Genomic DNA, 13,900 nt, shown 5'->3' on the forward strand with positions numbered 1-13,900 from the left:
CATGTTCAACGTCACTGCATTGACTGCTCAAGGCACGGACAGCAAGTCCGGCGCGGCCGTGGTCGAGTATCTGATGCTCACCGAGTATTACCTCGACAAAGACGGAAACGCGCAGGACACCATGGCCTGGGGTGGCAAGATGGCCGAGCACCTCAACCTGCTGTCTGCCGCAGTGACACGCGAGAACATGAGCAAGTTGGCCGAAGGATTCGACCCGCTGACGGGGCGCGCTCTATGCCAGAACGCAGGGCACAAGGGCAAAGCGCGGGCGAAGGTGGACAAGAACGGGGATCCTGTCCTGGATGCCCAAGGCAAGCCCGAAGTCGTGGTGGTGGGCGGTCACCGGGTGGGATACGACCTTACGGTGTCTTCGCCAAAGGACGTGGGAATCTTGTTCGCGATGGAGTCGCCCGAAAAGCGCGATGCCGTGCTCAAGGCGCACCAGGCCGCTTCTGCAACGGCGATGAACCGGCTGGAATCGATGGTCGAGACCCGCCGCGGGAAAGGCGGAAAAGACGTGATCGGTGTCCGCGGCTTGGTGTGGTCAAGCCACCAACACTTTGCCGGGCGAGACCTCGACATGGATCTCCACACTCACCACCTCGTCTATGGGGTGGCGCTGGGGGCCGATGGCAAGGAATCGACCTTCGATGCCGTGGAAATCTACCGGCATGCCCGGGCCATGGACGAAATCTACAAGCTGGAGCTCTACAAGAACCTCCAGGCCCTCGGCTACCCGGTTGAGCACGTCCGAGAGTTAGACGACGACGGCAAGGAGACCAACCGGACCTATGCGCGCTTGGCCGGTATCGACCGGGGCGTCATCGACCACTTCAGCAAGCGCCGCAAGGCGTTGCTCGAATACGCAGAACAGCATGGTGTCAGCAATCAGCAGGCCAACAAGGCCACGCGGAAGCACAAGGACGAGCCCACGTATGCCGAGCTGGTGGAGCACTGGCAGGGGGCCTTGAAGGGCTTCGACCTGACCCCCGACAAGCTCAAAGCAGCTCAAGGCAACCTGGACCAAGTGGAGCACAAGAGCGACGCCGAGTTGCTGGAGCTGCTGCATCAGAACGAGGCGGTGTTCAACGGCATTGATCTGGTGCGGGTGCTGGGGATGGAATACGCGGGCAAGTTGGACGCGGCCGGGCTCGATGCCCGCATTGAACAGTTCAAGCAAGACAATGGCCTGGTGCTGGTCAACGCCGAGCGCCTGGCAGACGAAGACCGGGGGCTGACGCTGGCCCGCAAGCACACCGAGGATCGGTTCTGCGCCCCGTGGATGCTGGAAGCCGAGCAAGCGGTGGTGGACATCGCCAACCGCCGGGCGAAGGAGACCCAGCACCACGCCAGCCCGGCGACCGTGAAGCGTGTAATTGCTGACTACGAAGAGGCCAAGGGCTTCCAACTGTCGCAAGAGCAGCGGGTGGCCGTGGACCACATCTGCCTCAACAGTGGAGCGGTGGCCAATCTGAGCGGCTTGGCCGGCACGGGCAAGACCACGATCTCCGAGCTTTACAAGGAGGCCCTGGAATCCGAAGGCATGGTGCTCCTGGGGGTGTGCGTGTCGAACAAGGCCGCACAGAAGCTGGAGGCCGAATCGGGGATGCCCAGCGTTTCCATGGCCCAGATGCTGTTCGATTTGGATGAGGGGAAGCGCTTGCTTCAGCCCAACGACGTGATCGTGATCGACGAAGCAGGCATGGTGGATACCCGCGACACCCGGGCCTTGTTGGCCCATGCCGAGATAGCGAAGGCCAAGGTCATCCTCCAGGGCGACGCAGAGCAGCTGCAGCCCATCGGGGCCGGGTCCGGCTTTCAGCTCACCAAAAAGGCGGTGGGGGACGTGAAGTTGACCGAGATTCGCCGGCAGGCGCGGCAGGAGGACCGCGAGACGGCGATGGGATTCTATGCTCGGGACGAGAACGGCAAGGTGATCGATCTGAAGAAGGGCACCCGCAGCCGGCAACAAACGCTGGACATGGGCGAGGAGCAAAAAAAGCGGCTGATGGACTCCATCGTGGAAGCCCACTCGCAGGAGAAATCCATCGAGCGCCTCGTGACCGACTACTTCAAGAACAAGGCCCCGTTGGACGACAAGCTGGTGCTGGCGCATAGCCGGGCCGAGGTGGGCGCGCTCAACGCCGGGATTCGCCAAGGGCTGAAGGAGCGCGGCGAGATCGGCACCGATGAAGTGGTGGTGGAGGGGCGCGTCAATGGCCGCAAGTTCGATCTAGCCTTGGTGGAAGGGGATCGGGTGATGTTCACCGCAAAGAACATGGAGCTGGGGGTGGTCAACGGCACCCAGGCTACCATCCAATCCATCAAGCCCTCGCGCTCAGGCGGCTACGACATCACCGGCACGCTGCGGTCAGATAACCCCAAGGAGAACGGGCGTAAGGTCGTTTGGAACACGCACGAGCACAAGGCGGTGGTCCACGATTACGCCGTGACCGTCCACAAGTCACAGGGGCAGGGCAGGCGCGAAGTGTTCCACCTCATGAACCTGGGGATGATGGACAACGCGTCGTCGCTGGTGGCCTTTACCCGGCTCACCAAGGGGAGCTACAAGCTCTACGGGACCTACGACGACGTGGAGCAGCTCAATAGCCGGTTGGGGCTGGAGCGATTGAAGGCAACCGTGCTCGATGCCGGGGTCAAGGAGCGGCAGGGGGCCATGCCCCCAGCCCAGAGTCCCAGGACACAGGCCGGGGCTCTTCAAAGCAAGCTCGATGCGCTGTTCCACGAGCACAAAGAAGGGCAAGAAACACGACGGGCAATGAGTGACGGCGAGCGCAAAGCGCGCCGCCTCTTGGAGGTTTTCGATCATGGCCGTCAACGAGCGACCATACCACCAGGATCACTGGAAGGGGCCCGGATTCCGGCCTCACGGCTACAGCAGGGACTGGGGCGCTGACGACATGCAGGTGCGTTATAGTTCGCGGAGAGCCGTGTGGTGCTCAAGGAGAACCAGCTTGAAAGCGAATGGATTTGGCGGATCGGTCTTTGCCGGAGCGATGGGGGCTTTGCTGGTGGCTTGCCAGCCCGGTGGCACACCGGCACCGGTCGGAACTGCCCCCGTTGCGGTCGAGAATAGCCCGCAGGTTAGTAGCCCGGCGGATGTTCCTTCAGAAGCTCCCTCTGCTTCGAGCGTCGAGGAAAGCTCCGCTATCGCTAGTTTCCGGAAGTATTGCTATGACACCCAGAGCGATACAGCGAAGGTGACGCGGTTAATTGAAGTTGATGCATTACAACCTGCTGACGAGGCGGCCAGCGGCTACTCCAGGGCGCCTCAGCGAGGGCGGCGACAGATGTATACGCTCCCGTCGAAAGGAAATGGGACGTCATCGTTCAACCTCGTGATCAACAACGTGGGAGTGTGTGGTGTTCAGGTCAGTGGTGAGGCAGCGGCCGTGCTGGAGGCGGATATCATCAAATCGTTCAACGCCTTCCGTGTGCCTGCGCCGCAGAATCCCGCAGTCCGCGCCGGCGTTTTCATTCCCTACGGTTCATCGGTTAGTGAACAAGACGTCCGTAGGCACGGATTGATCAATACCATGACATCTGACGCCAAGAGCGTTGCCATGGTGATCTATATCCCGCCATTGCAGGCCGAAGAGATCTTGGCGAACGCCCGTGGACAGTAGAGTGTTCGCTGACGGCTGTCGTTTTCTGACAATAGCCATCTCTCGTTTTCGCTTTCAACCAGTTCGAACGGGATGATTCAGTGATAAGAGGAGCCGATTCAATGTTTGGGCAGTGTCTTGATCCCATCAACGGCCGCGGTCCATACATCGAAAAGATGCTTGGTCGCCATGCTGAATCCTTGGAAATCACCGGCTCTCTTGCAACTGCTGGTGAACTCTTCGTCGCCAAGCTTGAGATATCGGCCGACGATCCGCATCAGCTCATCCCTACCTGCCTTCTCATCAGGCAGGTGTCAGGGCTTCGTGCGCTGGCCCTCTTGGCAGTGAACGGATTCTACACCGAAGCGCTGGGACACCAACGAAGCCTAATGGAGGCGCTGGCCCGTCTGTCGGCTTTAGTAGCTCGCCCTGAGTTACTTCAGGACTATCTGATCCAAGACGTCTTGAATCGGAAGAAGATGTTGGGCGACATCCTCAGCTTCCGCCAGGACTGGCCGGCTGAGATGATTCGCGAGCCATCGGATGAGGTGTTGCAGCAGCAAATAACAGAGGCTATGCAACGCTTGACCGACTTCAAGGCTCATCAGGGACGGGCGGCGCGTGACATCAAAACGTTTGACTGGGCTCAGACAGGTGGCGTGGATCATCTGATGTATGGCAGGTTCGTCATGGCCTCCGAGGCGCTCCATTTTTCTCCGAAGTCATTGAAAGGACTACTAGTGACGGACGGGGACGTTCTGGAGTCGATACGGATAGGGCCGGAAGATACGGATTTTGATCACCTTTTGATGACGTCTTGTCGCTATGTCTTCGTGGGCCTACAGCGGCTCGCAAGCCATCTGGATGTCGGCCTTCCCGATGAGGTGGAACAGCTGTATCAACGCTTCAATGCGCTTGATGAGAGGATGGCTGATGAGGCGCTCCGCGAAGAGTGACGTCGGGACATCACCCTGCAAGCGAAGAGGCCGCAGCGGGCCGTTCCGGTCGTGGCGGAGAGGCACGCAGTCCGGTCACGACATGGCTTGGCTCATTGACGGCAAGTGCCTGGAGTCAACCAGGCTTGCCAATGACTGCAGGTCTGGGACTGTCCGCAGGCGCGTGTCAGAGACGGCGCATCGCGGTTTGCGATGCGTTTGATGACTGATGGCCGGTCAAAGAGGGAGGGCTTGCACCCGTCACTGAGTGTTTTGTGAGCCAAGTGGCTTGACGGTGATAGACTCCGACTACCGCAAGCCTGTCCAGAACTATTGAAATTCGAACAAGGAAGTCATGAGTGCAAAATCGCTGATTTTTTTGGTGGTTGGAGTATGCGTTGGTTCTGCTGGCGCCCACCTCCTCTCACAATCGTCGCTTTCCGAAGCCGAGGTGGATTTGAAGGAGGCTCGTGGCCACCAGCAAGATTTTGCGCGAGAGAATTACAGACTCTTGGCGAAGAACGCTGAGGTCGAGAGGCGGTTGGGTCTTCTTGAGAAGAGCACCTACGACCGCCAAGAGATCCGCAGTTGCATGCTGAACGCGACGATTCTTAGCAACGCTGTAGACGCCTATCGCTTTGGCAGGCCACTGTCGGATATCGAGAGGGGAATGATGAATAGGTATATGTCGGGCGCAATGGTGGCAATTCAGGGACGAAGCATGCAGTCAGCGCTTTCGTTCCTCTTGGATGAGCAGAGGAAGGTGAACGAGGAGTGCCTGGATGGAGCGAGGCTTAGTGCGGATCCGATGGGGAAATTCTCGGCCCAACCCGCGGCGCTCTAGCGCCCGTAGGCATTGGCCAACTGCAGGAGCCATAGGCCTGCGATAAGCAACATCGGGTAAAGCAACAGCCACTTGAGCGCACCCCAGAGCAGGCATCCGGTCGTTCCCGCGTGCCTGCGTGGTGCTGGGACGATCGCTGGCCAGACAAATCCATGCGCCAGACTTTTCATTTGCCATGTCATCCGCCGACGCGGATCTTGGATCAGGATGCCCGGCGGCTTGGAGTAGATCCGCCAGCCTTTCTGAAAGGCCTTGTAGCGCCAAGCGTATTCGTGAGCCTCAGCATCGGCCTGGGTGCCCGTCATGCTCGACAGCGGAACGAACGAGAAGCGGCGACCTTGCCAGCCCCCACGAGGGCTGCGGTGCTGCCGCTCCCGCTGCTTCAGATGGACGGTCTGCCCCACGTAACAGCACCCGTTTTCAAAAAACAGGCCGTAGAGATGCCGAGGGCCGGGCAGGTATTTTTGATCGCGTTTCCAGTTCAAAGGTCCTCCCTAGATGGGTATACCTACATACCCATAAAAGAAAGATCCGATTCGTCAAGGCCTGCCACGAACAAAGGCCCCTTCTGGGGCCCTTGCCGAGATGCGATCACCTCCTTTTCTCACCACGCAATCGTTCAGCGCCCCAGGTTGATGCTCAGCCCGAACCCGGCCACAGGCTTGTTCCCAGAACCAAAGGACAGGCCGGCCGAAACGCTGGTGCGATCCGAGATACGGGCTCCCCAGCCGATGCTCACCGCCGCCTCGCCGCCCGAGAATCCGACGCCTGCGTTGAGGTTGACTTGGCCCACAGCCGTTCCGCCATTCGCCGCAGCAGCAGTTGCCATCTGGCCCAAAGCACCAAGCTGGGCTCCCAGTCCATTGATCCGGCGATCCTGGTGCCGCACACGGCGGTCGGTGTCGGTCCAGCGGTCATCCCAAGCCTGCTGCACGTCGTAGAGCTGTCCGCCATTGACGGCATCCGTCGATCCGCGCTCGATACGGCCGTTGGCTACAGATGTCACGCGCTGGTTGCCGGCATCCACCCCCGCCGTGGTGACCGAGGGACCGCCTTGAACCATCACGCCTTGGGCGTTGACCGTCGTCGCGCCGACGCTCACCGACCCGGCGTCCGACAGTTGCACGTTGTCGCTGACTGCTACGGTTTGGCTTCCGTCCGCGTTGGTGGTGACCTCAACGTTTTGGCCTGCCTTGGCCACCGAGCCGGAACCAGTGCCCGCGGTTCCGTCGAGGCCATCGTTGCCGGCCGGCCCCTGCGCGCCGGACTCGCCCTTCAGGCTCGCCAGCCAATCGCTTTCGTTGCCTTGGAAGCCGTTGGTCAACGCGACCTCGTAAGCGCTCAAACCGTCTGCGCCGCGTGGCCCAGGAATGCCAGAGCCGCTGCCCGGAGTTTGTTCAACAGCAGTGACTCGCCCATCGAGATCGTCCAACGCCGCTCCAACGGTCTGATGCGTTGCCCCGCTTCGGAACTGGTAGATCGGAGCTACAAAGTTCCCGTTAACGAATGTGGCACCGCCACCAAGCGCTTGGGCAGCCTGACGAACCTGCCCGAGGTTCGCCACGTCGGTGTCGGTCGTTCCGGCCCGAACGTTGGTGATCCGGCGGGTGCTCTGGCCCCCGTCCTCATAAGTGGAGCCCACGCTGACTTCATCGCTGGCCCAACAGCGGCTATGAGAACCCAAAGCGACGCAATCCTGCGCTCGGGCCTCAGCCCCAACGCCTAACGCAAGCGACTGAAATGCATCGGCAACGGCAGAAGTGCCTATCGCGACGGCATGGTCAGCGTTTGCCTCTGCCAAGGTGCCTTGAGCAATCGATGCATTGCCCCGCGAACGGCTGAAGTAGCCAAAGGACATGGAAAGATCCCCACTGGCTTGCGCCTGCACCCCTTGAGCTACCGACTTAACACCGGTCGCGACCGCTTGTTGTCCAACGGCTACCGCATCTTCGCCACCAGCAAAGCTCAAAGTGCCGATGGCAACAGTCCTCGCTGCCGCCGCATTCGCGGCTTGGCCAATGGCCATCGAGTTCTGGCCCGATGCCTGAGCATTGGTGCCAGACGCCTGCGCGTTGTCACCGGACGCATTGGCCTGAATCCCGTTCGCGATGGCTCCGGTGCCCGTAGCAATCGCGTAGGCTCCTGTAGCAGTAGAGTTGTGTCCAGATGCCTGGGCGTATTCACCCGTGGCCGTTGAGTTAGGACCTGATGAGGTGGCACCTGTGCCGGTGGCGGTTTGGGCGTAAGCCGGCGCAACAAACAAAGCTGCGCCGATCAATGCAGTTAAAACAGCTAGTCGATGCGGAAACATTCGAACCCTCCCGAGTTATGGATTGATACTTAAATCCATAGCAGGGGATTTCATTTGCGCAAGGCGATCAGGTGATCTTTTTCAACTTGTTAGGTAAGGTCGCCAAACATGCTCGGGGCGGTGTTTCCCATTGCCAAGCCAAGGGCTTTGCGGTTCCCCAAGCCGCGCATGCCCAACCCGACCCACGAGGGCACCAACTTGGTGGCAAGGCGCGTGCAAGCAAATAAGTAGCTGGCTCTAGCGGTGCTGCGAAAAGGGGGAGCTTGCGGCCTTGGCGATAAGCCAGCTTGGCCTGACCGCATTCGGACTTGAGTTCCACGTGTGGGTAGTCCTTGGGGCTGGTCCACCGCCCGCCCCAGTTCAGGCCAACCATTTCTGACAGCTCACCGAACCGCATGTAACCCGCCAGCACGTGGGGATCGTCCAAGTCCCAGCTTGGCGCTCCGTTGATGAACACCCCGGCGTCCAGGGCCAGCCCGTAGTTATGACAGGATCCCCAGGATCCCACGCTCGTCACCCCACTTGCCGAGGCCAGCAGAGCGGCTTGTCGCTCCGGACTCCGATAGCCTTCCACCACGCGAATATCAAACCCCTCTGCCGCCAACTGCGCCAAGACGGCTTCCACTTTTTCACGCAAGGCAGGCGAGACCCCCTTCCAGACTCGTTCTTGCTTGGGATGAAAGAAGCGGTAAACGGGGCCGTGAGCTTTGGGGATTGTCCAACCCAGAGGGCGCGGTGACGGATTAGAGGGGGGGGAATTGACGGTTGAACATCCGGCCAGCGCCACAGAAACGATGGTCGTCAGCACGGAAAGATATTGGATACGGGGTTGCATGCTTTCCTCCCAGAAAGATCAATGGATGCTTTCAGGGGTATTCGATTTTAAGGAAAGCGCAAGAGGGGGCTTGGATATGAAAGCCCCCGGCAAACCGGGGGAGGAGGCCTGTCGCCGAGGGCTTGGTGAGTCAGGGAAGGAGTAAAACCCAGGCTCAGTTAAATCGATAGCATGCAAGCGGGGGAAGTCAACCAAGCACGATCACTCCAGAGCGCGGACGAGGTTGTAGCGGTGGTGTAGCAATGCTGACCCTCGGCGGGCGCAGTCCCAGAAAATACCCTATAGAAACATGCAGATGCAGAACATACGCCCGTGTTGCTTCATCAGCGGGGTGTGTTCGGCGGGCTTCTGGGTCACGCGGGGTCCATCGGGCAGGGCAGGCCGGGAAGGCCGGGTAGTCCATTGTAGTTGAGGCAGCCCGGACGGGAGCGGCGCAAGAAACGATGGCAAACAGCGCGTGATGCGAGAAAACCGGAGGCGCAGACGAAAAAAACCCGGGGCCCGTCACTCACGTAACGCGTGTGAGGAGGGGAGCTGATCCGGGTGTGTGCATGCAGTGTAACCGAGTCACCTCTGCAACACGGTGATGCGGGGATGGGCCGAGAAGATATCCATGACGATCTGGAAGTAAATCTGGCCATTTCCAGCGTCCAGCGCCTGCAACTGGGCGTCGATGACGGGGCTGTTGAACCTGTCGTTTCCGTCCAGCTTGGCCTTCAGCCATGCGCGGGTAGTTTCCTCGCCGAGAGCGCTGCGGGTCTGCTCGATGTCCTGCCAGATCACCGTCGCGCTTTCGTGCCCCGCCAATACGCCATAGCCGCCGTACAACATGTCATCCAGCGCATCCAGGCTATGCCCGAGCTGCCAATCCTCGTCGGCCATGAAGACCCGGTTGATTTCGGCATAGAAACTGGGGATGTCACTTACTGCGCTGCCTTGCAGTACCAGTACCAGTGGATCGGTGGTGGTCATTCAGTCCTGTCCTCTATGCCTGGTCAGCACGACTTTATCAGTGGCACCCCCCTGTCGAATCGCGGCGGCGTGGGGCATGTATATGGGAATTGCCAACGGTTATTTAAATGCGGCGATGCGACATGAAAGAGTGGGCTTCTATTCACGAACCACTCCGGAGGCCGTTCTCCCATGTCCATCGCAAGCACGTCGCCGTTCAAGGTAATCGGCACCACCGCATTGTCCGCCATGCTCCTGCTGGCCCCGCTGGTTTCCTCGGCTGAGGATCAGCCCTCGCCGCTGCGCACCTACCTGGCCGCCAAGCGCGAGGCCATCCAGGCGCAGTCGGCGAAGACCGCTACGTCCACCGAGATCCACGCGAAGGTCACCGCCGAAAGCCGCTCCGGCGTGCGGCGCCTTCGCATCGGGCCGACCGGCGAATTCCAATACATCAGCGACAGCGGCCGAAACTACGCCGGCTACAACCTCGGTGCAGGCTCGTGGGATTCGCTGGTGGGCACGCTGGCCAGCGCCGTGGCCGACGAATACATCGTGCGGGCGGCGGTGCAGAACGTGCCGCTGGATGGCCTGGATGTGGTGTTCACCAGCATTCCCGAACGCAAGAGCGAGAGCCTGGCGTACCCGAACAATCTTTCGTATGTGGCCTATATCGATTCGCCCGCCACCGACGCGCAGCTGCAGGCGCTCAAGCGCGCCGTGCACGAGAATTCCTCGGCGATTGATCTGGTCACCCGGCCACAGCAGGTCAGCCATGCCGACGTGGAGTACGTCCACAGCGCCACGGTGCGCGACCCGAAGCTGCCGCCGGGCCTGCGCGACTTCATCACCGAGGAGAAGCGCCCGGCGGTGCTCGCCCGGCAGGTGAAGCCGGGCGTCGGCAAGGACAAGCCCGCCGAGCCGGAAACCCTGGTCGCCCGCGCCCACGTCGAGCCGCGCACCGGCCTGCGTCGCGTGTTCCTGGGCAAGGATGGCTACCACCAGCAGCTGCACGACAGCGCGCCGGAGCTGCTGGGCTATGGCCTGGCGCCAACGGTGGAGGAACACCTGCTCGGCGTGACCGGAACCTGCCTGACCCACATCTTCGAGGTGCAGGCGGCGTCGCGCAACGTGCTGCTGGATTCGCTGGAGCTGACCGTCGATGGTCAGGTGGGTCCGCGCTTCGGCAGCAACGTGCACTCGCCGGCGCGGTACAGCGACATCCGTTACAAGGTGAGGATCGAATCGCCGGCCTCGGAACAGGAGATCGATGCGCTGCGTCAGTCGGTGGAGGCGACGTGCCCGCTCTACAACCTGGTCAAGGACGAGCAGAAGCTTGAAGGCAGCATCGTGCGAGGCGCATATGCTGAAGCTGCACGCTGAGCGCACACCTGCACGCCACGCCCGGCAAGGCCTGGCATGGCGCCGCAGTCATCTGGCGCTTGCCCTGTGCACGCTGCTTGCGCCGGCCGGGGAGGCTGCGGAGGCCGCCGAGCCTGTCGAGACTGCGGAGGAGGCCGCTGCGACGGCGTCGCAGACGTCCGGTTCCAACGCACGCACGCTGGACAAGGTCTCGGTGCTCGGCTCGCAGATCGCCGGTGGCGGGGCGCAGGCCGCACTGCCGGTGGTGGCGGTGGATCGGGAGCAGATCGATGCCACCCTGGCCACCAACGGCAACGAGCTGTTCCGCAGCCTGCCGCAGTTCGGTGATGTGGCCGTGACCGAGAAGGGCACCACCAATGCAGGCCGGAATTCCAACGTCGCGCGCGGTGACGTCGGCTCCATCAACCTGCGCAACCTGGGCTCGAAGTACACGCTGCTGCTGGTCAATGGCCGCCGCACCGTGCAGCACCCGATCAGCAACAGCGGCGATGACACGACCTACAACGCCAACGCCATCCCGGTCTTCGGCCTGGAGCGCGTCAACCTGCTGCTGGACGGCGCGGCCTCCATCTACGGTTCCGATGCGGTCGCGGGCGTGGTCGATCTCGTCATGCCGAGCAACCTCGCAGATGGCGGCGGCGTGCGCCTGAACTACGGCAAGGTGGCCGATGGCCACCGCGAAGAGCTATCGCTGGATGGGTACTTCGGCAGCGACTTCAGCGAGGGGCGTGGCAACCTCTCGGTGCTCTATGGGTTCTCCAGGCGGACGGCGCAGCTCAATTCCGATGCCTGGTTCACCGCCACCGACGGCCGCCGTCCGCTGGGCGACGGCACCAGCGTGCCGGACCCGAACGGGACCTCCGGGTTCAGCACCAGAACACCGTGGGGCCATTTCGATACCTATACCGGCAGCCGCCGCACGGGCAGCTGGTACGTCAATCCCACCACGGGTGCGTTGACCTCCGGCACGGTGCCCACGCGCTATCACTACGATTCGGCGGCCGAGCCGGGCATCACCTCGTCCCCGTCGATCCGCAAGGGCAACCTGTTTGCCACTGGCCGCTTCGACGTCAACGACAACCTGCAGCTGTTCGGCGAGCTGGGTTACTACCGTGCCACCTCCGAATCCTGGGTGAGCAGCGAGTCGGGCTTCGGCGGCGACGGCTTCCTGCTGCATATCCGTCCGGATGCCTATTGGGTACCGCAGGCACTGCGCGGTGCCGATGCGATCCGGCTGCTCAATTACCAGTTCGCAGACTCGGGAATCCGCCGGGTGAAGGTGGACAACGACCAGTCGCGGGTGCTGCTGGGTGTGCGCGGCTGGACCGAAGGGGGCTGGAACTGGGAAACCGCGCTGCTGTACTCGCGCGCACGCAGCACCGACACGCAGCAGGGCGGACTGACCGATGCCTTCATCGAAGCGGTGAACCGCACCGACGCCAGCGCCTACAACCCGTTCAGCGGCGGCGACCCGGCCAGCATCCGGGTCGGGGATGCCACGCCCTACGACACGTCGTCGTTCATCGGCGAGGCGACCCGCGAAGGCACGACCGAACTGGCGCTGTGGGACTTCAAGGTGAACCGCTCCGACCTGCTGACCTGGTATGCCGGCGACATCGGCATGGCGGCGGGGGTGGAGTATCGCTATGAAAGCCGCACCGATGATCGCGACGAGAACATTGATGGCAGCACCCCCTATACCGACTGGTATACCGGCACGGTCGCGGCCAGCAACTTCTTTACCCACAGCCCGCGGCCCGATGTGCACGGCAGCCGCAACGTCACATCGGCGTTGATCGAATTCGCCGTGCCACTGGTGTCTCCGGCACAGGGCATTCCGCTGGTGCAGTCGCTGGACCTGCAGATTGCGGGGCGCTGGGAGGATTACAGCGATGCCGGCAAGGTGGGCAAGCCGAAACTGGCGGCGGCCTGGAAGGTGGTGGACAGCCTGCTGCTGCGCGGCTCGGTGAGCGGCGGCTTCCGTGCACCGGGGCTGGAGCTGGTGAACTCACCGCCGACCTATGGGTTCGGCTTCAACAACGATGCGGTTCGCTGCCATGCCTTGGTCAGCAAGGGGGCGCAGCCCGATTACAGCGCCTGCTTGAATGCCTTCAGCAGCGGTTCGTCGGTGAAGCCGTCGGTGAGTGCCGTGACCTCGTACGGCGACGACGTCAAACCGGAAACCACCCGGCAGTCGTCGTGGGGCGTGGTGTTCGAGCCGCAGTTCCTGCCCGAGCGGCTGGGGGCGATCAGCCTGAGCGTGGATGCATGGCGGGTGAAAGTGGAAAACCCCATCAGCACCCTGGGCGAGGAGCTGCTGTACGACGCCTACCTGCGCGTGGCGGAAGGCAGCAGCAACCCCAACGTGGTGCGGGCAGCGGTGACGGCGGAGGACATCGCGCAGTTTGAAGGGTCCGGCCTGGCACCGGCGGGTGTGGTGACGCATATCTACAACCGCTACCAGAACCGCCGGCCGCTCACGGCCTCGGGCGTGGACTACAACCTCGGTTGGCGCCTGCCGGACACGACGTGGGGCAACGTCTCGCTCCTGGTCAGTGCCAGCCAGCTCAAGGAATACACGCAGCAGAAGCCTGCCGAGGTGCAGCAGGTGGCTGCGGCCATCGCCAGCGGGCAGTTGAACATCATCGCCCCCGACCTTGGGGCGGCCAACGAGGTGGGCATCAACGGCGCGAAGCCGGAATGGCGGGCCAGTGCCACGTTGATCTGGAACCTGCGGGACTGGACGGTGCGCCTGCGCGATGACTACATCGGCAGCGTGACGGCAGGCGCTTATTCCGACCGCAGGCCCTTCGTGGTGGGGTCCACGCAGCGCTGGGCGTTGTCGGTGAAGAAGGAATTCAACCGGGGGCGGCTCAGTGGAACCGCAGTGGAAGTGGGGGCGCGCAACCTGTTCGACAAAGCGCCGCCGCTCAACGCCAGCGGCAACTACCTGAGCGCGCTGCACGAATCCTACGGACGCTACCTCCACCTCGGCATTTCCAAGAACTGGTGAGCACC

General features: G+C 62.1%; 10 protein-coding genes. 6 read left to right on the top strand and 4 right to left on the bottom strand.

Translation table 11 applies throughout. From position 1 onward, the window contains the following. Window position 1: 1 nt before the first annotated feature. The 4 genes from mobF to ACOZHM_RS09155 all read left to right on the top strand — a co-directional run bounded on the left by mobF (window position 2) and on the right by ACOZHM_RS09155 (window position 5,405). Window positions 2-2,917: a MobF family relaxase gene (gene mobF / locus ACOZHM_RS09140; protein ID WP_421568929.1), complete on the top strand. Its 2,916-nt coding sequence runs from the start codon at window positions 2-4 to the stop codon at window positions 2,915-2,917. A 58-nt stretch (window positions 2,918-2,975) separates the two neighbouring features. After that, a complete protein-coding gene (locus ACOZHM_RS09145) occupies window positions 2,976-3,647 on the top strand; it encodes a hypothetical protein (protein WP_394161434.1) in 672 nt (223 codons plus the stop codon). 101 nt (window positions 3,648-3,748) lie between these two features. Beyond that, window positions 3,749-4,582: a DUF5677 domain-containing protein gene (locus ACOZHM_RS09150; protein WP_421568930.1), complete on the top strand. Its 834-nt coding sequence runs from the start codon at window positions 3,749-3,751 to the stop codon at window positions 4,580-4,582. A 334-nt stretch (window positions 4,583-4,916) separates the two neighbouring features. Then, complete coding sequence (locus ACOZHM_RS09155; protein ID WP_421568931.1) at window positions 4,917-5,405, top strand: hypothetical protein; 489 nt, start codon at window positions 4,917-4,919, stop codon at window positions 5,403-5,405. On the opposite strand, the gene ACOZHM_RS09160 is transcribed toward ACOZHM_RS09155, so the two are convergent. From ACOZHM_RS09160 to ACOZHM_RS09175, 4 genes are all read right to left on the bottom strand, one after another. Then, complete coding sequence (locus ACOZHM_RS09160; protein ID WP_421568932.1) at window positions 5,402-5,890, bottom strand: GIY-YIG nuclease family protein; 489 nt, start codon at window positions 5,888-5,890, stop codon at window positions 5,402-5,404. The two genes, ACOZHM_RS09155 and ACOZHM_RS09160, sit on opposite strands and share 4 nt — an antisense overlap. Before the next feature lie 134 nt (window positions 5,891-6,024). Further along, window positions 6,025-7,716, bottom strand: coding sequence for a YadA-like family protein (locus ACOZHM_RS09165; RefSeq protein WP_421568933.1), 1,692 nt, complete (start codon window positions 7,714-7,716; stop codon window positions 6,025-6,027). Between the two features lie 67 nt (window positions 7,717-7,783). Then, window positions 7,784-8,551 (bottom strand): M15 family metallopeptidase, encoded by a 768-nt coding sequence (locus ACOZHM_RS09170; RefSeq protein ID WP_421568934.1) that lies wholly within the window; start codon window positions 8,549-8,551, stop codon window positions 7,784-7,786. A gap of 567 nt (window positions 8,552-9,118) precedes the next feature. Beyond that, on the bottom strand, window positions 9,119-9,523 hold the full coding sequence (locus tag ACOZHM_RS09175; RefSeq protein ID WP_421568935.1) for a barstar family protein: 405 nt from the start codon (window positions 9,521-9,523) through the stop codon (window positions 9,119-9,121). A gap of 171 nt (window positions 9,524-9,694) precedes the next feature. On the opposite strand from ACOZHM_RS09175, the gene ACOZHM_RS09180 reads away from it, so the two are divergent. After that, complete coding sequence (locus ACOZHM_RS09180) at window positions 9,695-10,882, top strand: OsmC family protein (RefSeq protein ID WP_421568936.1); 1,188 nt, start codon at window positions 9,695-9,697, stop codon at window positions 10,880-10,882. Beyond that, window positions 10,863-13,895: a TonB-dependent receptor plug domain-containing protein gene (locus ACOZHM_RS09185; protein WP_421568937.1), complete on the top strand. Its 3,033-nt coding sequence runs from the start codon at window positions 10,863-10,865 to the stop codon at window positions 13,893-13,895. Before ACOZHM_RS09180 ends, ACOZHM_RS09185 begins: the two co-directional genes overlap by 20 nt. Window positions 13,896-13,900: the final 5 nt, after the last annotated feature.

This window comes from Stenotrophomonas sp. PD6, assembly GCF_049199305.1.
Classification (GTDB): Bacteria; Pseudomonadota; Gammaproteobacteria; order Xanthomonadales; family Xanthomonadaceae; genus Stenotrophomonas.

Bases quoted from the DNA above. Each gene is read 5' to 3' on its own strand.
- ACOZHM_RS09150 (WP_421568930.1), top strand. From the start codon at position 3,749: ATGTTTGGGCAGTGTCTTGATCCCATCAACGGCCGCGGTCCATACATC.
- ACOZHM_RS09175 (WP_421568935.1), bottom strand. From the start codon at position 9,523: ATGACCACCACCGATCCACTGGTACTGGTACTGCAAGGCAGCGCAGTA.
- ACOZHM_RS09155 (WP_421568931.1), top strand. From the start codon at position 4,917: ATGAGTGCAAAATCGCTGATTTTTTTGGTGGTTGGAGTATGCGTTGGT.
- ACOZHM_RS09185 (WP_421568937.1), top strand. From the start codon at position 10,863: ATGCTGAAGCTGCACGCTGAGCGCACACCTGCACGCCACGCCCGGCAA.
- ACOZHM_RS09170 (WP_421568934.1), bottom strand. From the start codon at position 8,551: ATGCAACCCCGTATCCAATATCTTTCCGTGCTGACGACCATCGTTTCT.
- ACOZHM_RS09180 (WP_421568936.1), top strand. From the start codon at position 9,695: ATGTCCATCGCAAGCACGTCGCCGTTCAAGGTAATCGGCACCACCGCA.
- mobF (WP_421568929.1), top strand. From the start codon at position 2: ATGTTCAACGTCACTGCATTGACTGCTCAAGGCACGGACAGCAAGTCC.
- ACOZHM_RS09165 (WP_421568933.1), bottom strand. From the start codon at position 7,716: ATGTTTCCGCATCGACTAGCTGTTTTAACTGCATTGATCGGCGCAGCT.